6 protein-coding genes are annotated in these 24,430 nt (G+C 75.3%); 3 read left to right on the top strand and 3 right to left on the bottom strand.

Going from position 1 to position 24,430, the window contains the following annotated elements; all coding sequences use genetic code 11:
• Positions 1 to 74 precede the first annotated feature (74 nt).
• Positions 75 to 3,677 carry an amino acid adenylation domain-containing protein gene (locus ML5_RS29380; RefSeq protein WP_236619322.1) on the bottom strand — a complete coding sequence of 1,201 codons (3,603 nt, stop codon included), beginning with the start codon at positions 3,675 to 3,677 and terminating at the stop codon, positions 75 to 77.
• 894 nt (positions 3,678 to 4,571) lie between these two features.
• Between ML5_RS29380 and ML5_RS29375 the strand changes: the two genes are divergently transcribed.
• Positions 4,572 to 5,762, top strand: a complete 1,191-nt coding sequence (locus ML5_RS29375; protein WP_013477288.1) for a hypothetical protein — start codon at positions 4,572 to 4,574, stop codon at positions 5,760 to 5,762.
• Between the two features lie 99 nt (positions 5,763 to 5,861).
• Here ML5_RS29375 and ML5_RS29370 read toward each other — a convergent pair whose 3' ends face one another.
• Both ML5_RS29370 and ML5_RS29365 read right to left on the bottom strand, forming a co-directional pair.
• The gene (locus tag ML5_RS29370; protein WP_013477287.1) at positions 5,862 to 6,902 is read right to left on the bottom strand and encodes a 3-dehydroquinate synthase; all 1,041 of its coding nucleotides are present in this window, start codon (positions 6,900 to 6,902) and stop codon (positions 5,862 to 5,864) included.
• Positions 6,883 to 7,716 (bottom strand): hypothetical protein, encoded by an 834-nt coding sequence (locus ML5_RS29365; RefSeq protein ID WP_232236800.1) that lies wholly within the window; start codon positions 7,714 to 7,716, stop codon positions 6,883 to 6,885. The genes ML5_RS29370 and ML5_RS29365 overlap by 20 nt, the downstream gene beginning before the upstream one ends.
• A 224-nt stretch (positions 7,717 to 7,940) precedes the next feature.
• Here ML5_RS29365 and ML5_RS29360 point away from each other — a divergent pair, with 224 nt between their 5' ends.
• Both ML5_RS29360 and ML5_RS29355 read left to right on the top strand, forming a co-directional pair.
• Positions 7,941 to 22,781, top strand: a complete 14,841-nt coding sequence (locus ML5_RS29360) for a type I polyketide synthase (RefSeq protein WP_013477285.1) — start codon at positions 7,941 to 7,943, stop codon at positions 22,779 to 22,781.
• 70 nt (positions 22,782 to 22,851) lie between these two features.
• Positions 22,852 to 24,414: a bifunctional 3-(3-hydroxy-phenyl)propionate/3-hydroxycinnamic acid hydroxylase gene (locus ML5_RS29355; RefSeq protein WP_013477284.1), complete on the top strand. Its 1,563-nt coding sequence runs from the start codon at positions 22,852 to 22,854 to the stop codon at positions 24,412 to 24,414.
• Positions 24,415 to 24,430: the final 16 nt, after the last annotated feature.

Below are 24,430 nucleotides of genomic sequence, written 5' to 3'. Positions count from 1 at the left end.
GACAACCACGAACTCTCGGGACAACGGGCCGCGTGCCACGCGACGACGAGCGGCCGGTACGCAAAGGCGGACGGTCAGCCGGCGGTGGGTGTACCCGCCGGCCCGTCTTCGAGGAAGCGCAGCATGTGATGGTTCAGCTCCTCGGCGAAGCTGTACGGCAGGTAGTCGGTGCGGATGGTGACGCGCAGGAGAGCATGGTCGACGCGGGGCAGCACCTCGACCGTGAGCCCGTTGGGCACCTCCCGGGCGTACGGGTCGACGACCTCCTCGGCCCGGCAGCCGGGCAGCTCCAGCGGCACCACCACGTTGTCCTGGAACACGAACGTCGGCAGGCTCGCGACCACCTCGCCGGAGAGCCCGGCGGCGGGATCGTCGGCGGTCTCCGCGAAGGGAACGTCCTGGGCCCGCATGAGATCGCGGATCGTCTCGTCGACCCGCAGGACCAGCTTGTCGTCCTGCGGCCCGTCGAAGCGCACCCGCACGCAGTTGAGGTTGAGCCGGGTGGTGAACGCGGAGTCGAGGACGCGGCTGCCGCGCTTGGCCACCACCATCAGCAGGGCGATGTCGTCCTGCTGATGGATGGCGCGCAGCGCCGAGGCGAAGGCCGCCACGAAGTAGCTGGAGCGGCTGAAGCGGTGGTCGCGGGCGGCCCGGTCCCAGCGGTCGAGCACCTCGGGGGTGACGGTGACGGTGTGGCCCGCCTTCGGTCCCCAGGCGAGGGCCTGTTCCAGGGGCGCGGTGGCCGGGCCCGTGCCTTGGCGGGGCAGGTCGCGTAGTTGTTCGCGCCAGTAGGTTCGTTGGGTTTGCAGGTCGGCGGCGTCGCGTAGGCGGGTGTATTCGTCGTAGGACTGGTGCAGTGTGGGTGCGGGGTGTTGCCAGGTGGGTGTGTGGCCGGCTTGTCGTGCGGTGTAGGCGTGGCTGAGGTCTCGTACGAGTAGTCCGTATGACCAGCCGTCGAAGGCGATGTGGTGGATGCCGATGCCGAACAGGATTCGGTTGGTGGTTTTGTTTCGGATCAGGGCGGCGCGCCAGTTGCGGCCCTGGGTGTAGTCGAGTGGTTGCTGTACTGCTTCGGCGAGTTGGTCGAGGGCGTCGTGTTCGGTGGCGGCGTCGGCGAGTAGCCGTAGCTGGGGCATGCCGGGGTTGGGTGGGATGATTGCTGTTGGTGGGTCGGTGCGCCGGTAGCGGGCGTGCAGGGCCTGGTGGCGGTGGTGTAGGTCGCCGAGGGCGGCCATCAGGGCCCGTAGGTCCAGCTCACCCTCGATCCACCAGGTGACCGGGACGACGACCTCCAGCGGCGACATCAGGCACTTCGCCACCTGCTGCGCGAGCGGGACCGGTCCCGGGCGCTGCCGGGTCTGTCCGGCGGTCGAGCCGGTGTCCGTACGGCGGGGGGCGGTGGCGAGCCACCGGGCCAGCTCGTGCGGGGTGGGGGTGCGGTGGATCTGCGAGACGGGCACGACCACGTCGGCGGCCTCGTCGATGCCTGTGGCGACGGCTGCGGACTGCAACGACGTGCCGCCGAGGTGGAAGAAGCTGTCGCGGGCGCCGACCCGCTCGATGCCGAGCACGCTCGCGAACACCTCCGCGACGAGGCGCTCGCCCTCGGTGGCCGGCTCGACGTACGGCACGCCGAGGTCGGGGCGTTGGGCGCCGGGTGCGGGAAGGGCATTCCGGTCGATCTTGCCGGTGCCGCCGAGGGGGAACCGGTCGAGGGTGACGACGGCGGCGGGGAGCATGTAGCTGGGCAGGTGGGCCGCGGCGTGGTCGCGCAGGTCGCCGGTGGCCGGGGTGCGGCCGTCGCGCCCGGTGACGTACGCGACGAGTCGGGCCACGCCCCGGTCCTCGCGGCGGACGACGACGGCGGTCTCCACCTCCGGGTGCTGGGCGAGGATGCTCTCGATCTCGCCCAGCTCGATGCGGATGCCGTTGACCTTCACCTGGTGGTCCATCCGGCCGAGGATCTCCAGTGCGCCGGCGCTGTTCCATCTCCCCAGGTCGCCGCTGCGGTAGGCGAGCCCGCCGCCGTACGGGTCGGTGACGAACCGCTGGGCGGTCAGTTCGGGGCGGTTGAGGTAACCGTCGGCGACGCCGAAGCCGGCGATCAGGATCTCCCCGGGAACCCCGACCGGCATGAGGTCGAGGTTCGCGTCGACGACGCGGACCTGCCGGTTCGGCATCGGCCAGCCGATCGGTACGTACGCGCCACCCCACCCGGCCGACGCGTCGAACCAGGTGCACGCCACGGCGATCTCGGCCGGCCCGTACGCGTTGACCACCCGCGTGCCCGCCGTCAGCCACCGCTGGGCCAACCGCGGCGGGACGGCCTCGCCGCCGAAGATGATGCAGCGGAGGCCGGGACAGGCGGCCGGGTCGAGCGGGGCGATGTTGGTGGCCGGGCCGAACGTGTGCGTGACGCCGTGGCTGTTGACCAGATCGGTGAGCCGGCGCGCGTCGAGCAGATCGTCGCGCGGGCACACGACGACGCAACCCCCGCCGGTGAGCGCGGCGAACATCTCCCCGAACGCGGCGTCGAAGACCGGTGCCGCCGAGTGCAGCATCCGGCTGCCGGGGCCGATGGCGCACTCGTCGGTCATCCACGCCAGGAAGTTCGTCAGCCTCTCGTGCGACAGCACCACGCCCTTCGGCGTGCCTGTCGAACCCGACGTGTAGATGACGAACGCCGGAGCGTCCACCGGCACCACAGGCAGATCCGCCGCCGCACGGGCCGGTACCGCAGGCCAGCCGTCGTCCAGCGCCACCACCGTGACCCCGTCCCCGGCGGGGATCCGGGGCGCTACCGCACCGACCGTCAACACCACCCGCGCGCCGTGGTCGGCCAGCAGCACCCGCATCCGCTCCGCGGGCCACGACACGTCCATCGGCGTGTACGCGGCACCCGCCCGCAGCACGCCCATCGCGGCCACCAGCGACCACAACCCGCGCTCCAGCGCCACGGACACCACGTCACCGGCACGGACACCCACCGACCGCAGGTACGCCGCCAGCAGTCCTGACCGGCGATCCAGTTCCCCGTACGTCAGAACCTCGTCACCCGCGACACCCGCCACCGCCTCCGGCGACCGTTGCGCCCAGCCCAGCACGAGCTCGTGGATCGGCTCACCCGGGATCTCCCGCACCGGGCCGCGTCCCCACGTCAGCAACCGCTCCCGTTCCGCGGCGTCCAGCAACGGCAACCTCGACAGGGCTACCTGCGGCGCCGCCGTCCCGGCGGAGACGAGCACGACGACCTGATCCACGAGTCCCTGTACGAACTGCGCGGAGAATCCCTCCACCGCGTAGTCCACCCGCAGCACGGACCCGTCCGCCGCCACGCGTACCACCATGTCGACGTCCACCGCGGCCGGTCCCGTCTCCGCCACCGGGCCGTCGGCCAACTCCACCGCCACCGGGTCCGGCCGGTCCGGAACCGCCACCGGCGCCGTCCACGCCAGTCCCACCCGCGCCGCCAACTCCCCGAATCCCGGGTCGCCCGAGACGTCCACCCGCGCCACCACCCCGCCGGCCGGGGCCAGCCCGAGCACCACCTCGTCCTGGCCGGTCCAGCGGGCCAGGACCGCCACGAGCCCCGCCACCACGACGTGCCCGGCCGGTGTCACGCGCGACGGCCAGGCGGGCAGTACCCGGTGCACCGAGGCCGCCCGCGCGGGCCACACCGCCGGCCTCCGCAGGTCCCCCACGAGCTCCAGAGCAACCGCGCCGTCCGCGGCCTGGGCGCCATCGAACCCGACAGACAACAGCTCGACCTCCGATCGAAAGGGGACGACCGAAAGGCGCAGGGCCGCGACGATCGGTCAGCCGGGATGCCGCACGCCGGACGGCGGGGTTGGCGCGAGACGCGTTGACGGGCGGCACCGCTCGCGGGCCACCCGATCCGGTGCGCTGAGAGTGGGAACGACGAGCCGATGGGGCCCGACCATACGAAGCGCTGTGGAGTGGCGTACACCCCTAGAGATCGGCACGTCGACCCCTAGCGCATCAGCCGGAGATCTCCTCCCCGGGCAGGCCGGGACGTGTCGGCGGTGCCCGCCGGCCGCGTCGAGGCCGGGCCGGCGATGTGAGCTGGCAGGGGGCGTGGCCGTCCGGATCCGGGCACTCGACAGCGCGGGCTGCGACAGCGCCGTCCGGCGACTCCAGCCCTTCTGAAGAACAGCTTTTCGGTCAGCCCGAGTCGATGGCCCCGCTAGGAGTATCGGCGGCTTCGGCGGCGAAAGAGCCGTTCGCGTTCGCCTGTCTGGCCCATCCCGGGGCAATGCATAGTGACTATGATCTTTCGATCATGACGCCGGTCGGTGGCTGGAAACTCAGCCGCTGACCGGCGGTGTGCACCTCGCCGCCGCAACGCTGGCCATAAGCCAGCCGGCTTCCCGGCCGGTCCAGCTCACGACCGTCCGGTCGGTGCACGCGGCACGCCCGGCTCTCGCGGCCGAGCGGCCGGATCAGGACCGGGAGCCACCCCTTCGGCCACGTTCTCCGCTGTTCGTGGCCGTGGCGCACCGGTTTCACCGCCACCCCGAGGCCCGCACCGGGCCGGCATGTCAGGAGACTAAATGCAGGTGCCCATCCAGGTACAGGTGTTCGCACACGACGGGGTGGTCCTGGCCCGGCCGCCCGACCCGTCGGCCACCGCCGACAGCCCCTATCTCGCCGGCGCGGGCGCCGCTCTCTACAACGGCCTGGACATGATCACGGGTCTGCACCTGACCCTTCCGCACCAGTCGGCGGCGATCTGCAGCACCGGCTCCAGCGCGGACAAGTCGCTGCGTCTGCTCAGCCGGAGTGGTCTGAAGACGCCCAGCGACCTGCGGGCATTCCGTTCCGGCGCGCAGGCGGTGCGGTACGCGCGGGAAGCCGTCGAGCGGGGCGAGATGCTGGAGTTCCAGTTTCCTCCGCATGACCCGCGACTGCGGGCCGCTCGCGCCCGGGTGCCCGCAGATCTGCTCGCCCGCCTCAACAACAAGACCGTGCTGGAGACTCTGGTCGCGCCGGAGTATCTGCCCCGCCGGCAGGTCGCCACCCCCGCCGAAGTGCGCCGTATCGTGGCGCGCGACCGCCGGCCGGCGGTCATCAAACCGGCCGGGGTCGAGGTGTCCAGCGGAATTGCGATCTTCACCCGTCGGTTGCGGGACCGGCGGAACCGTTCCCTGTTCAACCAGTTGGAACAGGTGAGCGAGCAGTGGATCGTCGAAGAGGAGGTGCCCTTCCAGACCATCTGGGGTATCCAGTTCGGCGTGACCGACAGCGGAGCGGTGCACTACTTCGGTTCGTCCGTACACCTGCCGCAGCCCACCTCGACGTGGGTCGGTTGTGTGATGGACGACGATCAGCCCCCGGAGGAGCTGGTCGAAGCGCTGACCGTAGGGGTCCGGAAGGCCAGTGAGCTCGGGTACCGGGGCTACTGCTCCTTCGACGCCGGGATCGGCCGCGACGGCGCCCTGCGGGTCATCGACCCGAACTTCCGGGTCAGCGGGGCCACCACCTCGCTACTGCACCGCAGTTCGCTGCTGGACCAGCATCCATGCGCCATGACCACGTTCTTCTCACTGGCCCCCGGCGTCGACGCCGAACCGATCCTCGCACCGTTCATCGACCGGGGGCAGTTCGTCGTGTTCATGCACCACGACCCGGCGGAGACGGACAACGGCCCGCTGCCGGCGACCATTGTCGGCATGGTCGGGGCCGCGGACCGGTACGCCTGCGGCGTGCTGGTGGCGCAGATCCAGCGGGCCCTGGGTAGCTGACGCGCCGATCCGGGGCTCGGCTCCGGCGGCTCGTCATCCGTTCGCCGGCCCGGCCGCCCCGGGCGCCGGCCGGCGAACGGGCACCGGACGGTGCCGGCCTCACATGCCGGCGAGTGCGGTACGCACAGCGACCTCGGGGACGTCGGTGACCAGTTCGACTCCGCCCGGTCCGTCCAGGACGAAGGACAGGCCCGAGGTGGCCTTCTTGTCCCGGCGCATCAGCGCGATCAGCTCGTCGTGGTCGACGCCGGCGGGCAGCGTGGTGTCGAGCCCGTAGCCCGCCACCACGTCGTGGTGCTCGGCCACCCGCTCGGCCGGTACCCGGCCGAGGACGCCGGCCAGCCGGCCCGCGAAGACCGTGCCGACGCCGACCGCCTCGCCGTGGCGCAGGCCGAAGTCGGTGGCCCGCTCCAACGCGTGCCCGAGCGTGTGGCCGTAGTTGAGGATGTGCCGCAGGCCGGAGTCCCGCTCGTCCGCGGCCACCACCCGGGCCTTCAACGCCACTGACGCGGCGATCTGCTCCGCCACCGGCCGGTCACGCAGATCGCCGGCACCGATGAAGTGCGCCCGGGCGATCTCCCCGTACCCGTTGCGCCACTCCCGCTGCGGCAGCGTCCCCAGGTGCTCGGTGTCGCAGAGCACAGCCCGGGGCTGCCAGTACACGCCCACGAGGTTCTTGCCCTCCGGAAGGTTGACGGCGGTCTTCCCACCGACGCTGGCGTCCACCTGGGCCAGCAGCGAGGTCGGCAAGTGGATCACCGGGACGCCCCGGTGGTACAGACCGGCGGCCAGCCCGACCACGTCCGTGGTGGTGCCGCCGCCGCAGGAGACCACCGCGTCCGTCCGGGTCAGCCCGAACTCGGCGAACGCTCGGCAGAGCTGTTCCACAGTGGTCAGGTTCTTGCCGTGCTCGCCGTCGCGGGCCGGCACCACCCGGTGCGGCACGCCCGGGTCGGGCGTCCACTCCGGTGGCCGGGCCGAGACCACCACGACCCGTCGGGCGCCGGTCCGCGCCACCTCCGCCGGGAGCCGGTGGCGCACGCCGGGACCGATCAGCACCGGGTACGACCGTTCCCCGAGCGCCACCTCGACGTGGGCCGGCTCGCCGGCGGCGGGACGGTCAGGTACCGGCGCGTGCATGTGGTTGCTGCCTCCTCTGCGGAACGCGGACCGGCGCGGTCGCGGCCGGGCGGCCCCGCACCATCGACAGGCGCAGCGCCAGCGCGGCCAGCGAGTCGACCTCCGGCCGGATGCCCCACCGATCGTGGGTGAGCTGCGCGTGGTGCGCCAGCAGGAAACCGGACGGCGCGGTCGGGTGGTCGTGGCCCACCACGTCGGTCACCCGGTCCAGGTAGCGCTGCCACGCCACTGCCACATCCCCGCCCAGCGGTAGGTCACCGGCCGACAGGACGATCTTCTCCGCCCCGTCGTCGGCCTGCGCGGCCAGATCCCGCCGCTGTGCGCCGGTGAGCCGCTGGCTGCGCTCCTGCCAGTGCAGGAAGAGGAACGCCAGGCGGTCGGCCGCCGGCATCAGCCCGGTCAGGTGTCGCAGGTGCGCCACGGCCAGCGGCAGCTCGCCGCCGGCCAGCCAGGGCACGTCCCCGCCGAGCAGGGTGAGGGCCAGTTCGCTGCCCGCGAACGCGAGCGGGCCGCCCCGGGCGGGGTCGCGCACGACGCGCCGGTCGCTGGCGAGGGACGCTCCCGGGTCGTACGCGAGCAGCCCCGCCCGTACCGCGTCGAGCGCGGCGGGGACGGCATGGAAGCCGAGGCTCAGACGCTCGGCGGGGGAGCCCTCCGGGTCGAAGAACCAGTTCATGCCGGGATCGGCTCGGCGGGCGGCGGCGACCAGACCGGTCAGGACGGTGCCGACCAGCTCGGTCAGCCGCGTGCCCGGGCAGCCGTCGGCCGGTACGGCCGAACGGGCGAACAACCAGCAGCGTTCCAACGACGGCACCTCGGCTGACGGGCGGGTGGAGCACGGGACTCGACGGTCTGCGGGGTCGCCCCATCATCGGCCCGCAGGCCCGCTCCACCACCCGATCGGCGCTCCGAACTGGGGACGACTTAGGGGGTGACAGGGGTAGGACGTCGGCAGGGTGCTCGGAAGACTTGGGCCGCTACGGCGAGCGAGGTCTACGCCGCGGATGAGGAGTCTCGCCGACGGATGGATGTGGTGACATGCTTCGGAGCGACCTGATCCAGCCGTTGTCCGATCTGATCGAGGCGCACGCCGCCAGGTTGGGGAACAAGGTCGCATTCCGCGACGACCGCCGGGCGGTCGGATACGCCGACCTGGCGGCGCGGACCCGTCGGCTGGCCGGTCACCTGGCGGCGGCCGGGGTCGCCCGGGGCGACCGGGTGGCCTTCTGCCTCGGCAACCGCGTGGAGACGGTGGAGACCTGGCTGGCCGTCACGCGGGCCGCCGCTGTCGGCGTGCCGGTGAACCCGCACAGCACCGACGCGGAACTGGCCCATCTGCTGGACGACTCCGGTGCGGTGCTGGTGGTCACCGACCCGCGCCACCTCGACCAGATGCTGCGGCTGCGTACCTCCCGGCCGGCCCTGCGGATCGTGGTCACCGGGGACAGCCCGGTTCCGGACGAGGTCGTCGCCTGGCGCGACCTGGTCGATACCGAGCCGGCCGTGGGCGCCCGCGACGACCTGGGCCTCGACGAGGTGGCCTGGATGCTCTACACCTCCGGCACCACCGGCCGGCCCAAGGGTGTGCTCTCCACCCAGCGCACCTGCCTCTGGTCGGTCGCCGCCTGCTACGTGCCGATCCCCGGGCTCACCGCCGCCGACCGGGTGGTCTGGCCACTGCCGCTGTTCCACAGCCTCTCCCACATCGGGTGCGTGCTCAGCGTGACGGCGGTCGGGGCCACGGCCCGGCTCATCGACGGCTTCTCCGCCGACGACGTGCTGCGCGCGGTCGACGAGGACGAGGCCACAGTGCTCGCCGGTGTGCCGGCCATGTACCACCACCTGGTCACCGCCGCCCGGGAGACCGGCTTCCGCGCCCCGGCCCTGCGGGTCTGCCTGGTCGGCGGGGCGATCACCACCGGCGCGCTGCGGCGGGCGTTCGACGAGGTCTTCGACGCGCCGCTGCTCGACGCGTACGGCAGCACGGAGACCTGCGGCTCGATCGCCGTCACCCGGCCGGAGCAGCCCCGGGTCGAGGGCTCCTGTGGACGCGCGGTGCCTGGCGTCGAGGTGCGCCTGGTCAGCCCGCAGACGGGTCTGGACGTGCCGACCGGCGCCGAGGGGGAGGTCTGGGTCAGCGGTCCGAGCGTCATGCTCGGCTACCACAACCTGCCGGCGGTCACCGCCGCCGCCCTGCGCGACGGCTGGTACCGCACCGGCGACCTGGCCCGCCGCGACGCCGACGGCAACATCTTCGTCACCGGCCGCCACCAGGAGCTGATCATCCGGGGCGGGGAGAAGATCCACCCGGCCGAGGTGGAGGAGGTGCTGCGCGCGGTGCCCGGCGTCGCCGACGTGGCGGTGACCGGCCGGCCGCATGAGGTGCTCGGCGAGGTGCCGGTGGCGTTCGTGGTGCCGGGGCCGGAGGGCTTCGACCCCGCCGCGGGGTTCGCAGCCTGCCGGGAGAGGCTCAGCTACCACAAGGTTCCCGAAGCGCTGTACGAGATCGGGCAGGTGCCCCGCACCCCGTCCGGCAAGGTCACCCGCCGGCTCCTGTCCGACGGGCCGGCGCGGCTGCGGGCGGTCAACGGCAGCCACCACGAGGCGCTCAGCCTGCTCGCCTGGCGACCGCTGGACCTGGCCGCCGTACCGCAGGTGGCGGCGCCCGTTCCGGCGGCCGCGCAGGACGCCGCCGGCCCGGCCCGCCGCTGGGCGCTTGTCGGCGCCGGGAGCGAGCCGCTGGTGGAGCCGCTGCGCGCGGCGTCGCCGGGGGAGCGGTTCCGTGCCCACCGGGACCTGGTCACCCTGCGGGCGGCCCCCGACGCCCCCGACGTGACGGTGCTGCTGGCCGGGCCGGCCGACGCCGACGCGGCGGATCTCGCCGGCCGGCTGCGTGGCTGGCTCGACGACGACGGCTTCGCCGGCACCCGGCTGGTGCTGTTGACCGGCCCGGCCAGCGACGGGGCGACCCGGCCCGGCGCGCACGGCCTGTCCGGCGACGCGGCCACCGGGGCAGGCGACGCCGCCGGGTGGGCCGGGCCGGATCCGGCGGCCGGTGCCGTCTGGGCGGTCGGGCGCAGCCTGCAGGCCGCATACCCGGACCGGATCGTGCTGGTCGACCACGACGCTTCGGCCCGCTCGCTCGCCCTGCTGCCCGCCGTCGTGGACGCCGGTGCCGCGCAGGTCGCCCTGCGGGGCGGGGCAGCCCGGCACGCGGCCCTCGTGCCCGCCCCGGCGACCGCGCCGGCACGGCCGGCGACCGTGGCCGACCCGGAGCGCCCGGTGCTGGTCACCGGTGCCGACGGACCGACCGGCGCCGCGCTGGCCCGGCACCTCGTCGCCGCGCACCGCGTCCGCCGGCTGCGGCTGCTGTCCACCGGCGCGACGCCCGCCCCGGCCGTGGCGGACCTGGCCGCCGAACTCACCGCCACCGGTGCGGAAGCCGTCGTGCTGCCCGCCGAGCGGGTGGGCGACGAGGCGTTCGGCGCGGTCTTCCTCGGCCCGTGCGGCGACGACCTGGCCGACGTCGAGGGCGCCGCCCGGCTGCTCCGGCTCGCCGCGAGGCTGGACTCGGCGAGCCGGCACCCGGGGGCGACGTTCACCGTCCTCGTGCCGTCCGCCCTGCTGCTGGGCGCCGCGGGCCGGGAGCGGGCCGCCTCGGCCGTCGGGGCCCTGCACGCCCTGGTCGCCCGCCGTCGGGCCGCCGGTCATCCGGCCCGGCTCGTCGGCACGACCGGGCCCGCCGAGGGCGGGTCGTTGCCCGGCGTCCCGGCGGCGACCGGACCCGGAGCGGGCACCGTGCCGGCGGCCGTGCGCGCCGACCTCGCCGCGTTCGACGTGGCCCACGACGGCAACGACCTGGTCGTGCTCGCCCGCCCGGCGGGCCACGTCGACGCCGCCCACCCGGCCTGGCGTGGGCCCGTCGCGGAGCCCGGCGACGCCACGGACGACCGGGACGCCGCCGAGCTGCGCCGCCGGCTGGCCGGGCTCACCACCGCCGAGGGGGACCGGCTCCTGCTCGACCTGGTCCGCACCGCCACCGCCCAGGTCGCCGGGCTGCCCGGCCCGGCCGCGGTCCGCCCCGGCCGCGCGTTCAAGGAACTCGGCTTCACCTCGGTCGCCGCGGTCGCCCTGCGCGACCGGCTGGCCCGGGCCACCGGGGTACGGCTCTCCGCCACTGTCGCGTTCGACCGGCCCAGCCCGCAGGCCCTCGCCCGGCACCTCGCCGCCCGCCTGCGGGGTGCCGCCGCGCAGGCCGCTCCCACGACGGACCCGGCGGCGGTGCCGTCCACGGGGGACGACCCGGTGGTCGTCGTGGCCATGGCCTGCCGGCTCCCCGGCGGCGTCGCCTCCCCCGAGGAGCTGTGGGATCTGGTCGACCAGGGCCGGGAAGGACTCACGGAGTTCCCCACGGACCGGGGCTGGGACCTGGCGAACCTCTTCTCCGACGACCCCGACCGCCCCGGCACCTCGTACGCCCGGGTCGGTGGCTTCCTCACCGGCGCCGCGGAGTTCGACGCCACCCTGTTCGCGATCAGCCCGCGCGAGGCGCTCGCCATGGACCCGCAGCAGCGGCTGCTGCTGGAGACCGCCTGGGAGCTGTTCGAGCGGGCCGGCATCGACCCCACCTCGCTGCGTGGCAGCGCCACGGGCGTCTTCACCGGCGTCATGCACCACGACTACGCCGCGAACCTGCGCCAGGCGCCGCCCGGCACCGAGGGCTACCTCGGCGTCGGCACCGCCGGCAGCGTCGTCTCCGGCCGGGTCGCCTACGCGCTGGGGCTGGAGGGGCCGGCGGTCACCGTCGACACGGCGTGCTCCTCGTCGCTGGTGGCGCTGCACCTGGCGGCCCAGGCGCTGCGCGCCGGGGACTGCTCCCTCGCCGTGGCCGGCGGCGTGGCGGTGATGGGCACCCCGCAGGCGTTCGTGGAGTTCAGCCGGCAGCGCGGGCTCGCCCCGGACGGCCGGTGCAAGGCGTTCGCCGACGGCGCCGACGGCACCGGCTGGTCCGAGGGCGTCGCGGTGCTGCTGCTGGAACGGCTCTCCGACGCCCGCCGGCACGGGCACCCCGTCCTCGCCGTGCTGCGGGGCTCCGCCGTCAACTCCGACGGCGCGTCCAACGGGCTGACCGCCCCCAACGGGCCCGCCCAGGAGCGGGTCATCCGCCGGGCGCTGGAGGCGGCCGGGCTCTCCGCCGCCGACGTGGACGTGGTCGAGGCCCACGGCACCGGCACGTCGCTCGGCGACCCCATCGAGGCCCAGGCGCTGCTCGCCACGTACGGAGTGGGACGCGGCGACGCGGAACCGCTGCGGCTGGGCTCGCTGAAGTCCAACCTCGGCCACACCCAGGCCGCCGCCGGTGCCGCCGGGGTGATCAAGATGGTGCTCGCCATGCGGCACGGGACGCTGCCGCGCACCCTGCACGTGGACGCCCCGACGTCCGAGGTGGACTGGTCGGCCGGCGCGGTCGAGGTGCTCACCGAGGCCCGCTCGTGGCCCGACGTACGCCGGCCTCGCCGAGCCGGCATCTCGTCGTTCGGCATCAGCGGCACCAACGCGCACGTCATCGTCGAGGCGCCCGCCGACCCGCCGGCCACCGCCGAGGACGCCGCCGGGCCGCCGTCGCCCGGCACCGTCCGGCCGCCCGTGCCGTGGCTGCTCTCGGCGGCCTCCGACGAGGCGCTGCGTGGTCAGGCGGCCCGTTTGCTGGCGTGGTTCGACGGGCCGGGGGCGCACGCCGGCCCGGTCGACGTCGGGCACGCCCTCGCCACCACGCGCGCGGCCCTCGAACACCGGGCCGTGGTGCTGGTCGGCGACGCGGAGTCCGCCCGGACAGGGCTCGGTGCGCTGGCCCGCAGCGGCCCGGACCCGGACCTGCCGAGCGTGTCGACCGGCCGGGTCGTCGACGGCCGACTCGGCCTGCTCTTCGGCGGGCAGGGCGGCCAGCGCGCCGGGATGGGCCGCGAGCTGTGCGCGGCGTACCCCGTCTTCGCCACCGCCTTCGACGCCGCCTGCGCCGAACTCGATCGCTGCCTGGCCGGCCACGCCCCGTACCCCGTCGCGGACGTCGTCCTCGCCGCCGAGGGCACCGAACCGGCCGGCCTGCTCGACGAGACCCTGTACACCCAGCCCGGGCTGTTCGCCTTCGAGGTGGCGCTCTACCGCCTCCTGGAGTCCTGGGGTGTGAGCCCCGATGCGGTGCTCGGCCACTCCGTCGGCGAGCTGGCCGCCGCGCACGTCGCCGGGGTGTTCTCCCTCGCCGACGCGGCGGCGCTGGTCGCCGCCCGTGCCCGGCTGATGCAGCAGCTGCCCGCCGGGGGCGCGATGGTCGCCGTCGAGGCCGACGAGGCCGAGGTCGCCGCGTACCTCACCGACCGGGTGGGCCTGGCCGCCGTCAACGGCCCCACCAGCGTCGTCCTCTCCGGCGACACCGACGCGGTGCTGGCCGTCGCGGACACGCTGCGCGCGGCCGGGCGCCGCACCAGCCGGCTGCGGGTGTCGCACGCGTTCCACTCGCCGCGCATGGACCCGATGCTCGACGAGTTCCGCGCGGTGGCCGCCGGCCTCACGTACCGCACCCCGCACCTGCCGGTGGTGTCCAACCTGACCGGTCACCCCGTCGACCCGGCCCGGCTCTGCTCGCCCGAGCACTGGGTGGCGCACGTGCGGGGCACCGTCCGCTTCCACGACGGGGTACGGGCCCTGCACGGGCAAGGCGTCACCACCTTCCTGGAGATCGGCCCGGCCGGCGTACTCACCGCCATGGCCCAGGACTGCCTCGTCGCCGAGGCCGACGAACTGGCCTTCGTCCCCGCCGTACGGGACACCGCCGGGGAGGCCGAGGCGCTGCTCGCCGCCGTGGCGCGGCTGTACGTGCGGGGCGTCGCCGTGGACCGTGCCGTCCTCGCCGGCCCCGGCCCGCACCGCCGCGTCGACCTGCCCACGTACGCCTTCCAGCGCCGGCACTACTGGCTGCCCGCTCCCACCGGTGTCGGCGGTCCCGGCGGCGCCGGGCTGGCCGACGTCGGGCACCCGCTGCTCGGCGGGCTGCTGGCGGTCGCCGGCACCGCGCAGGTGGTCTGCACCGGGCAGGTGTCAACGGCCACCTCACCGTGGCTGGCCGCACCCGGCGACGGCACGGCCCCGCTGCTGCCCGCCTCCGCCCTGCTGGACATGTTCGCCCACCTCGGCGACCAGCTCGGCGCCCCGAGCGTGCGGCGGCTGCACGTCCCCGAGCCGGTGCCGCTGCCCACCGAGGCGACCCTCGACGTGCAGATCGGTGTCGGCGCGCCGGACGGGCACGGACACCGGGTGGCGCACTGCCACGTCCGGGCCGGCGAGGGGCTGCCCTGGCGTGCGGTCGCCGAGGCCGTGCTCGCGCCCGTCGACCCGGGGAGCGGTCGGGGTGCCTTCGCCCCCGTCTGGCCGCCCACCGGGGCCCGGCCGGTGGATCTGAGCGCACCACAGCACCGCGCGCTGGCCGGGGAGCTGGTCCGGGGCGCCTGGGTCACCGCCGACCGGCTCTTCGTCGACGTACGCCTGCCGGAGGACGCCCGCGACCCGGACGCCGAGCGGTACGGCGTGCACCCGCTGGTGCTGGAGGCGGCGCTGCGCCTGCTCCCGCTCGCCGACTTCGCGCCCGTCGCCGACGCCGGGCCCACCGCTCGGCTGCTGCCCACCGAGTGGGCGGGCGTGCGCCGCCACGCCGTCGGAGCGCACGCGCTGCGTGTCTGCCTGGCCCCCGGCGGGGCGGACGCGGTGACGCTGAGCGCCGTCGACGACGCGGGCAGGCCCGTGCTCGATGCCGACCGGGTGGTGCTGCGGGCGGTGGACCTGCCGCCCGCCGGCCCGCCGACGACGGCGGCCACCCCCGCCGGACTGTATGTCGTCGACTGGCTGCCCGCGGCGTTCCCGGCGACCCCGGCGCCCTCCTGGACGATCGCCGACGACACGCCCCCGGACGGGCCGTTGCCGCCGCTGCTCGTGCTGCGGGTCGGCGACGGCGAGCCGGGCCGGCCGGTGCCCGACCGGGCGCACGCCGTGAGCCTCGCCGTGCTGGGCGTCCTCCAGACCTGGCTGGCCGACCCTCGCGCGGAGACCACCCGCCTGGCCCTCGCCCTGCGCGACGGCGACCCGGTGCACGCCCCGGTGGCCGGGCTGCTCCGCGTCGCCCAGGCCGAGCAACCCGACCGCTTCCTCCTGCTCAGCCTCGACACCACCGACGACGCCGCCATCCGCTCGGCGCTGGCCGCCGCCGAGGACGAACCCGAGGTGGCCGTCCGCGACGGGCGTGCGCTGCTGCCCCGCCTCCGCCCCGTGGCGCAGACCCCGGCCGGTACGCCGCGGGCGGCCCTGGCCGGTGGCACCGTACTCGTCACCGGCGGCACCGGCGGGATCGGCCGGCAGGTCGCCACCCACCTCGCCACTGCGCACGGCGTCACCGAACTGGTGCTCGTCAGCCGCAGCGGCCGGTCCGGCGACTGGACGACAGCGCTGACCGACGCCGGCGTCACAGTCCGGGTGGTCGCGGCCGACGTCGCCGACCGGGCGGCGCTCGCCGAGGTGATCGCCCCACTGGCCGGCCGGCTCGTCGCCGTCGTGCACGCAGCCGGGGCCACCGATGACGCCCTGATCACCGACCTCGACCCCGCCCGCTGGGCACGGGCTCTGCGTTCCAAGGTGCACGGTGCCTGGCACCTGCACGAACTCACCGCCGGCCTCGACCTGGCCGCGTTCGTGCTCTTCTCCTCGGCCGCCGCCACCTTCGGCAGCCCCGGCCAGGGCAACTACGCCGCCGGCAACGCGTTCCTCGACGCGCTCGCCGCGCACCGCCGTGCCCAGGGCCTGCCGGGCAGCGCCCTGGCCTGGGGGCTGTGGGCCGCCCGGGACGGGATGGCGGGCCGGCTCAGCCCGGCCGACCTGGCCCGGCTCGCCCGCGGCGGCACCCGCCCCCTCGACACGGCTGCCGGACTGGCGCTGTTCGACGCCGCCCTGGACGTGGACCGGCCGGCGCTCGTGCCGATCGGGCTCGACCTGGCTGCCGTACGGACCTCCGGCGAGGTGCCCGCCCTGCTGCGGGCACTGCTGCCCCCGCCGCCCCGCCGGGCGGTCAACGCCGCCTCCGCGCCCGCCGCCGCTAAGGGCTTCGCCGACCGGCTGGCCGAACTCGCCGAGCCCGAGCGCGCCGAGCTGCTGCTGGACCTCGTCCGTACCCGGTGCGCCACAGTGGTCGGGCACGCCGGCCCCGAGCAGGTCGAGCCGCGCCGCCCGTTCAAGGACCTCGGCTTCGACTCGCTGATGGCCGTGGAGCTGAGCAACCGGCTCACCGCCGTCACCGGCGTCCGGCTCGCCCCGCACGCAGTGTTCAACCACCCCACTCCCGAGCTGCTCGCCGCGCACCTGCACGCCCGGCTGCTCGGCACCGCGGCCACCGGGGTCACCGACGCGAGCACCGTCGCCCTGGACGAGCCGGTCGCCGTCGTCGCGATGGCCTGCCGTTTCCCTGGCGGTATCGGCTCCCCGGAGGAGCTGTGGCGGCTGCTCGACGCGGGCGCCGACGTCATCGGCGATCTGCCCGACGACCGGGGCTGGCCGCTGGCCGACCTCTACGACCCGGTGCCCGGCACGCCCGGCCGGTCGTACGTGCGTTCCGGCGGGTTCCTCACCGGCATCGCCGACTTCGACGCCGAGTTCTTCGGCATCAGCCCCCGCGAGGCCCTCGCCATGGACCCGCAACACCGGCTGCTGCTGGAGACCTCCTGGGAGGCGCTGGAGCGCGGCGGCATCGACCCGGCCACCCTGCGGGGCAGCCGGACCGGTGTCTTCGCCGGCACCCACGGGCAGGACTACGCCGGCCGGGTCGCCCCCGGCGTCGTCTCCGACGACGGCGAGGTCACCGCCGACGAGGGGCACCTGCTCACCGGCACCGCCGGCAGCGTCCTCTCCGGCCGGGTCGCCTACGCGCTCGGGCTGGAGGGACCAGCCATCACCGTGGACACCGCCTGCTCCGCCTCCCTGGTGGCGCTGCACCTGGCCGTGCAGGCGCTGCGCCAGGGCGACTGCGACCTGGCCCTGGCCGGTGGCGTGTCCGTGATGGCCACCCCGGCCGGGCTGACCGGTTTCAGCCGCCAGCGGGGCCTCGCCGCCGACGGGCGGTGCAAGGCGTTCGCCGAGGACGCCGACGGCTTCGGCATGTCCGAGGGCGTGGGGATGCTGGTGGTCGAGCGGCTCTCCGACGCCCGCCGCCGGGGCCACCCGGTCCTGGCCGTCGTACGCGGCTCGGCGGTCAACTCCGACGGCGCGTCCAACGGGCTGACCGCCCCGAACGGGCCGTCGCAGGAACGGGTCATCAAGGCCGCGCTCGCCGCCGCCGGGCTGACCGCCGCCGAGGTGGACGTGGTGGAGGCCCACGGCACCGGCACGTCGCTCGGCGACCCCATCGAGGCCGAGGCGATCCTCGCCACGTACGGGCAGCGTCCGCCCGGCGCACCGCCGGTGCTGCTCGGCTCGGTCAAGTCCAACCTCGGGCACACCCAGGCCGCGGCCGGCGTCGCCGGCGTGCTCAAGATGGTCATGGCGATGCGTCACGGCGTCCTGCCGCGCACCCTGCACGCCGAGCGCCGCAGCTCGCGGATCGACTGGGACTCGGGAGCGGTGCAGCTGCTCACCGAGGCCCGCCCGTGGCCGGCGGCGGACCGGCCGGTGCGCGCCGGCGTCTCGTCGTTCGGCATCAGCGGCACCAACGCCCACGTGATCGTCGAGTCGGTCGCCGAGGCGCCGCCGGAGGCCGCCGGATCCGAGCCGCCGCAGGAGCGCGCGCTGCCGTGGCTGCTGTCGGCGCGTACCCCGCAGGCGCTCGCCGGCCAGGCGCGGCGGCTGCGGGAGCACCTCGCCGCCCGGCCCGACCAGCGGCCCCTCGACGTGGCGTGGTCGCTGGCCACCAGCCGGGGCACCTTCGACTCCCGAGCGGTGCTGGTGGCCGCGTCCGCGCAGCGGGTCGCCGACGCCCTCGACGCGCTCGTCGAGGGCCGGCCCGACCCGGCGGTCACGCGCGGCGAGGCGCGGCCCGCCGGCCGGTGCGTCTTCGTCTTCCCCGGGCAGGGCTCCCAGTGGCTCGGCATGGGGTTGGACCTGCTCGACCAGGCCCCCGTGTTCGCCGAACGCATGGCGGCCTGCGACGCGGCGCTGCGGCCGTACCTGGACTGGTCGCTGGTGGACGTGCTGCGCCAGGCGCCCGGCGCGCCCGGCCTCGACGAGGTCGACGTGGTGCAGCCCGCCCTGTTCGCGATGATGGTGTCGCTGGCCGAGCTGTGGCGCTCGTACGGTGTGCAGCCGGCCGCCGTGGTCGGCCACTCCCAGGGCGAGATCGCCGCCGCCTGCGTCGCGGGGGTGCTGTCCCTGCCCGACGCGGCCCGGGTGGTGGCGCTGCGCAGCCGCGCGCTGCGGGCTCTGGCCGGGCACGGGGCGATGGCCTCCGTCGCGCTGCCCGCCGACACGGTCCGCGACCGGATCGCCCGTTTCGGCGAGCGGATCTCGGTCGCCGCCGTGAACGGGCCGGCCGCCGTCGTGGTGTCCGGCGAGCCGGAGGCGGTCGAGGAGCTGCTCGCCGAGTTGGCCGGCGAGCAGACCCGGGTGCGTCGGATCGCCGTCGACTACGCCTCCCACTCCGCCCAGGTGGAACGCATCCGCGACGAGCTGGCCGAGGTGCTGGCCGGCATCACCCCCGGTCCGGCCGCCGTGCCGCTGTTCTCCACCACCGACCTGCGCTGGCTCGACGGCGAGGAGATGGGGCCCGACTACTGGTACCGCAACCTGCGCCGGCCCGTCGAGCTGGAACGGGCGATCCGCTCGCTGGCCGCCGAGGGCCACGACGCGTACGTCGAGTGCAGCCCGCACCCGGTGCTCACCGTCGGCGTCGAGGAGACCCTCGCCGACCACGACGGCGATGCCGTGGTGGTCGGCTCGGTGCAACGCGACCAGGGCGGCCTTGAGCGGTTCCTGCTCTCCCTGGCCCAGCTCCACGTGTCCGGGGTCGCGGTGGACTGGCGGCCCGCACTGGCCGGCGGCCGGCGCGTCGACCTGCCCACCTACGCGTTCGCCCACCGCCGCTACTGGCCCCGGCCGATCTCCGGCCCCGGCGACGTCGGCGCCGCCGGTCTGGACACCGCCGGTCATCCGCTGCTCGGCGCGTCGGTCGTGCTGGCCGAGACGAGGGGCCACCTGTTCACCGGGCGGCTGTCGGCCGACGCGCAGCCGTGGCTGGCCGATCACCGGGTCACCGGCAGCGTGCTGGTGCCCGGCACCGGCCTGGTGGAGTTCTGCCTGCGCGCCGGCGACGAGGTCGGCCACCCGTTCCTCGACGAGATGGTCATCGAGGCGCCGCTGACCCTGCCCGCCGGCGGAGCGACGCAGGTGCAGGTGGTGGTCGGCGCGGGCGCCGGCGACGGACGCCGCCCGGTGACCGTGCACTCCCGGCCCGCCGACGCGCCGGCGGGACAGCCGTGGACCCGGCACGCCAGCGCCACCCTCCGCGCCGATCAGCCCGCGGTGTCTCCGCAGCTCACCGTCTGGCCGCCGCCCGACACCCGGCCCGTGGACCTGACCGGCTTCTACGCCGGCCTGGAAGCCGACGGGTACGAGTACGGCCCGGCGTTCCAGGGCCTGCGCGCGGTGTGGACCAGCGGCGATGAGGTCTACGCCGAGGTGGAGCTGCCGGCGGCCCAGCGGGTCGACGCCGACCGGTACGGCCTGCATCCCGCCCTGCTCGACGCCGCCCTGCACGCCGCGCACTTCGGCGGGCTCGCCGGGGCCGGGGCCGGCCAGCTCCTGCTGCCGTTCGCCTGGAGCGGCGTGAGCCTGCACGCCACCGGGGCGACCGCCCTGCGGGTACGGCTGAACCGGGTCGGGCCGCACGCCATCGCGCTGACCGTCGCCGATCCGACCGGCGCCCCGGTGGCCGAGGTGGCCGCCCTGACGATGCGCCCGATCTCCGCCACCGAGCTGGCCGTCGCCGACGACCGCGCCACCCGCGACGCCCTGTTCCGCGTCGACTGGACGCCGCTGCCGCCCGTCGAGTCGGCCACTCCGGTCGACGCCGTGACCGTCGCCCCCGGCCTGGACGGGTTCCCGCTGCACCATGGGTTGGACGGGCTCGCCGACGCCGTGGACGCGGGACTGGCTCTGCCCGCGGCGGTGCTCGTGCCGCTCGACGCGGACCCCGCGCAGCCCGCCGCCCGCGCGGCACGCCATGCCGCCGTACAGGCCCTCGACCTGGTCCGGCGTTGGCTCACCGAGCCCCGCTGGGCGGCGTCGCGGCTGCTGCTGGTGACCCGAGGCGCGGTGGCCGTGCACCACGCCGGCGAGGTGACCGACCCGGCCGCCGCGGCGGCGTGGGGTCTGGTGCGCTCCGCCCAGTCGGAGAACCCGGGCCAGATCGTCGTCGTCGACGTCGACCACGACGGGATCGGCCCCGATGAGGTGGCCGCCCTGCTGGCGGCGGACGAGCCGCAGGCCGCGATCCGGGTCGGCGCGGCGTACGTGCCGCGGTTGGCGCGGGCCGGGTCGGCCGGTGAGCTGCCCGCACCACCCGCCGCCGCGTGGCGGCTGGACGCGCCGGTGCGGGGCAGCCTGGAGAACCTCACTCTGGTCGCCACCGACGCCGCCGACGCCGCGCTCGGCCCCCGCGAGGTCCGGGTACGCGTCCGCGCCGCCGGCCTCAACTTCCGCGACGTGCTCAACGCACTCGGCCTCTACCCTGGCGACGCGGGACCGCTCGGCGGCGAGGGCGCCGGCGAGGTCGTCGAGGTGGGCGCCGAGGTGACCGACCTGCGGCCCGGCGACCACGTGTTCGGGGTCTTCGTGGGCTGCTTCGGGCCCGTCGCGGTCACCGACCGCCGCCTGCTGGCCCCGATGCCGGTCGGCTGGTCGTATGTGGAGGCCGCCTCCGTGCCGGTGGTCTTCCTGACCGCCTACCACGGGCTGGTCAACCTGGCCGGGCTCACCCGCGGCGAGTCGGTGCTGGTGCACGCGGCGGCCGGTGGCGTCGGCATGGCCGCCGTGCAGCTCGCCCGCCACCTCGGGGCCGAGGTGTACGCCACCGCCAGTCCCGCCAAGTGGGGCGCCCTGCGCGCGCTCGGTCTCGACGACGAACACCTGGCCTCGTCCCGGACCCTCGACTTCGAGACCCGCTTCGCCGCCGCCACCGGCGGCCGGGGTGTCGACGTCGTCCTGGACTCGCTGGCCCGCGAGTTCGTCGACGCCTCGCTGCGGCTGCTGCCGCGCGGCGGGCGGTTCGTCGAGATGGGCAAGACCGACATCCGCGACGCCGACCGCGTCGCCGCCGACCACCCGGGGGTGGCCTACACCGCCTTCGACCTGACCTTGGAGGAGCCCGACGAGGTGCAGCGCATGCTCGTCGTGCTGCTGGAGCTCTTCGAACGCGGGGTACTCACCCCGCTGCCCACCCAGGTGTGGGACGTCCGCCAGGCACCGGAGGCGTTCCGGCACGTCAGCCAGGCCCGGCACGTCGGCAAGGTGGTGCTCACCATGCCCCGGGAGTGGGATCCCGCCGGCACGGTGCTGCTGACCGGAGGTACCGGAACCCTGGGCCGGCTGGTCGCCCGGCGGCTGGTCGAGACGCACGGCGTCCGGCGGCTGCTGCTGGTCAGCCGCCGCGGCGAGCGGGCCCCCGGTGCGGCCGAGGCGGTCGACGAGCTGCGGGCCCTGGGTGCCGAGGCCACGGTGGTGGCAGCCGACGTGTCCGACCGGGACGACCTCGCCGGGGTGCTGGCGGCGGTACCGGACCGGCACCCGCTGACCGCCGTCGTGCACCTCGCCGGGGTGCTCGACGACGGGGTGGTCACCGCCCTCACCCCGCAGCGCGTCGACACGGTCTTCGCGCCGAAGCTCGACGCCGCGTGGCACCTCCACGAGCTCACCCGTCACCTCGACCTCGCCGGGTTCGTGCTCTTCTCCTCCGGCGCCGGCGTCTTCGGCGTACCCGGTCAGGCGAACTACGCCGCGGCGAACGCCTTCCTCGACGCGCTCGCCCTGGCCCGCCACGCCGAGGGGCTGCCGGGCCGGTCGTTCGCCTGGGGGCTGTGGGAGCAGGCCAGTGAGATGACCGCCAAGCTGGACCGCACCGATCCCCGGATCACCGCCCGCGACGCGCAGCTCGCCATCCCGTCCGAGCTGGGGATGGCCCTGTTCGACGCGGGCCTGCGGCTGGCCGAGCCGGTGCTGGTGCCGACGAGGATCGACGTCGCCGCGCTCGGCGAGCGGGTCGAGCGGCCACCGGCGCTGCTGCGTGGGCTGCTGCGCCGGGAACGGCCGACCGCGCGGGCGGCCACCCCGACCGGCGGCGGGCGTACGCTCGCCGACCAGCTGGCGGCGCTGGACGGGCCTGAGCGCCACACCCTGGTGGTCGACCTGGTACGCGAGCAGGCGGCGAGCGTGCTCGGGCACGGCAGCCGGGCGGCGGTGGCCCCGGGCCGGGCGTTCAGTCAGATCGGCTTCGACTCGCTGACCGCCGTCGAGCTGCGCAACCGGCTGACCACGGCCACCGGCCTGCGCCTGCCGGCCACGCTGATCTTCGACTACCCGGACCCGAACGAGCTGGCCACGTACCTGGTGTCCGAGCTGGCGCCGGACACCGGACCGGCGGTCCCGCCGGTCCTCGCGGACCTGGAGAACCTGGAGCGCTCGCTGACCGAGGCCACTGTGGAACCGGAGCTGCACGACCAGATCGGGTCCCGCCTGGAGGTGCTGATCGCCAAGTGGCGGACGATGCGCGCCGGCTCGGGCGGCGATCCCGACCTCGACCTCGAACTGGCCAGCGACGACGACCTGTTCGACCTCATCGACTCCGAACTCGGTATCTGATGGCCGTCCGGCCGCCCCGCACGCCACAAGCCGACCCCGTGTCCGACCGACCCCCGAGGAACCGATACCGATGCTGACGACCGACGTCCTGATCGTGGGCTACGGCCCCGTCGGTGAGATGCTCACGATCCTGCTGGCGCAGCGAGGGCTCACCGTCACGGCGGTCGAGCGATGGGCCACCCCGTACAACTTCCCCCGCGCGGTGTCGTACGACGGGGAGGCGAGCCGTGTCCTGGCCGCCGCCGGCGTCGCCGACCGCCTCGGCCCGGTGGTGGAGTCGTCGGGCGAGTACACCTTCAAGAACGGCTTCGGCCGGACCCTGCTGCACGTCAAGGTCACCGGCGACGGGCCGATGGGCTGGCCCGACTCGGTCTCCTTCTACCAGCCGGGACTGGAGGCGCTGCTCGCCGAGCGGGGCGCGGAGTTGCCGGGTGTCACGGTGCTGCGCCCGTACCAGGTGACGGGCCTGGTCGAGCACGACGACGGGGTCGAGGTGACCATCGCCGGCCCGGACGGCGAGGAGGTCCGCGCGGCCCGCTGGGTCATCGGCTGCGACGGGGCCAACAGCTTCGTGCGGGAGCACCTGGGCAGCGGCGTCACCGACCTCGGCTTCACGTACGACTGGCTGGTCTGCGACGTGGTCCCGCACGAGGCCCGCGAGTTCAAGCCGAACAACCTGCAGGTCTGCGACCCGGCGCGGCCCCGCACGGCCGTGTCGGCCGGCCCGGGACACCGGCGGTGGGAGTTCATGCGGGTGCCGGGGGAGAGCCGGGAGGAGTTCGAGAGCGCCGAGAGTGTGTGGCGGCTGCTCGGCCTCTTCGACATCACCCCGGACAACTCCACCCTGGAGCGGTACGGCGTCTACACCACCCAGGCATGCTCGGCCGAGCGCTGGCGTTCCGGGCGGATCCTGCTCGCCGGCGACGCGGCGCACGTGATGCCGCCGTTCATGGGGCAGGGGATGAGTTCGGGCTTCCGCGACGCCCTCAACCTTGCCTGGAAGCTCGACCTGGTGCACCGCGGCCTGGCCGACGAGGCTCTGCTGGACACCTACCAGGAGGAGCGCTGCGCGCACGTGCAGCACGCCATCCGGATGTCCATCGACTCGGGCACTGTGATCTGCGAGACCGACCGCGCCGCCGCGGCCGGCCGCGACGCCGCGATGCTCGCCGAGCTGCGCCGGCGTACCGCCCGCCCGCGCACCCGGTCCCTGCTGGAGCCCCTGTCCGGCGGGGTCCGGCACAGCGGCTGCGAGGCCGCCGGCGCCCCGATGCCGCAGGGTCGCGTCGAGGTCGACGGCCGCGCCGGGCTCTTCGACGAGGTCGTCGGCACCGGCTTCGTCCTGCTCTGCGCCGAGGACCCCGACGACCTGCTCGACGCCGACGCCCGGACCTTCCTGGACGCGCTCGGCGCGCGGGTCGTCCGGATCGTTCCCGCCGGTGCGCCCGCACCCGGATCCGGCGCCGCGCCGACCGCCTTCGACCTCGACGACGTGTACCTGGCCCACCTCAAGCGGTACGACGCGGTGGCGGTCCTCGTCCGGCCCGACTTCTACGTCTTCGGCACCGCCGCCGACCCGGCCGCTGTGCCCGCGCTCGTCGAGGATCTGCGCCGGCAGATCCGGCGCGGCTGATCGGCATCCACCCACC

Source organism: Micromonospora sp. L5 (genome assembly GCF_000177655.2).
Lineage (GTDB): Bacteria > Actinomycetota > Actinomycetes > Mycobacteriales > Micromonosporaceae > Micromonospora > Micromonospora aurantiaca.
Note: the sequence above shows the minus strand (reverse complement) of the source record. Positions and strands in the feature narration are given on the sequence as shown.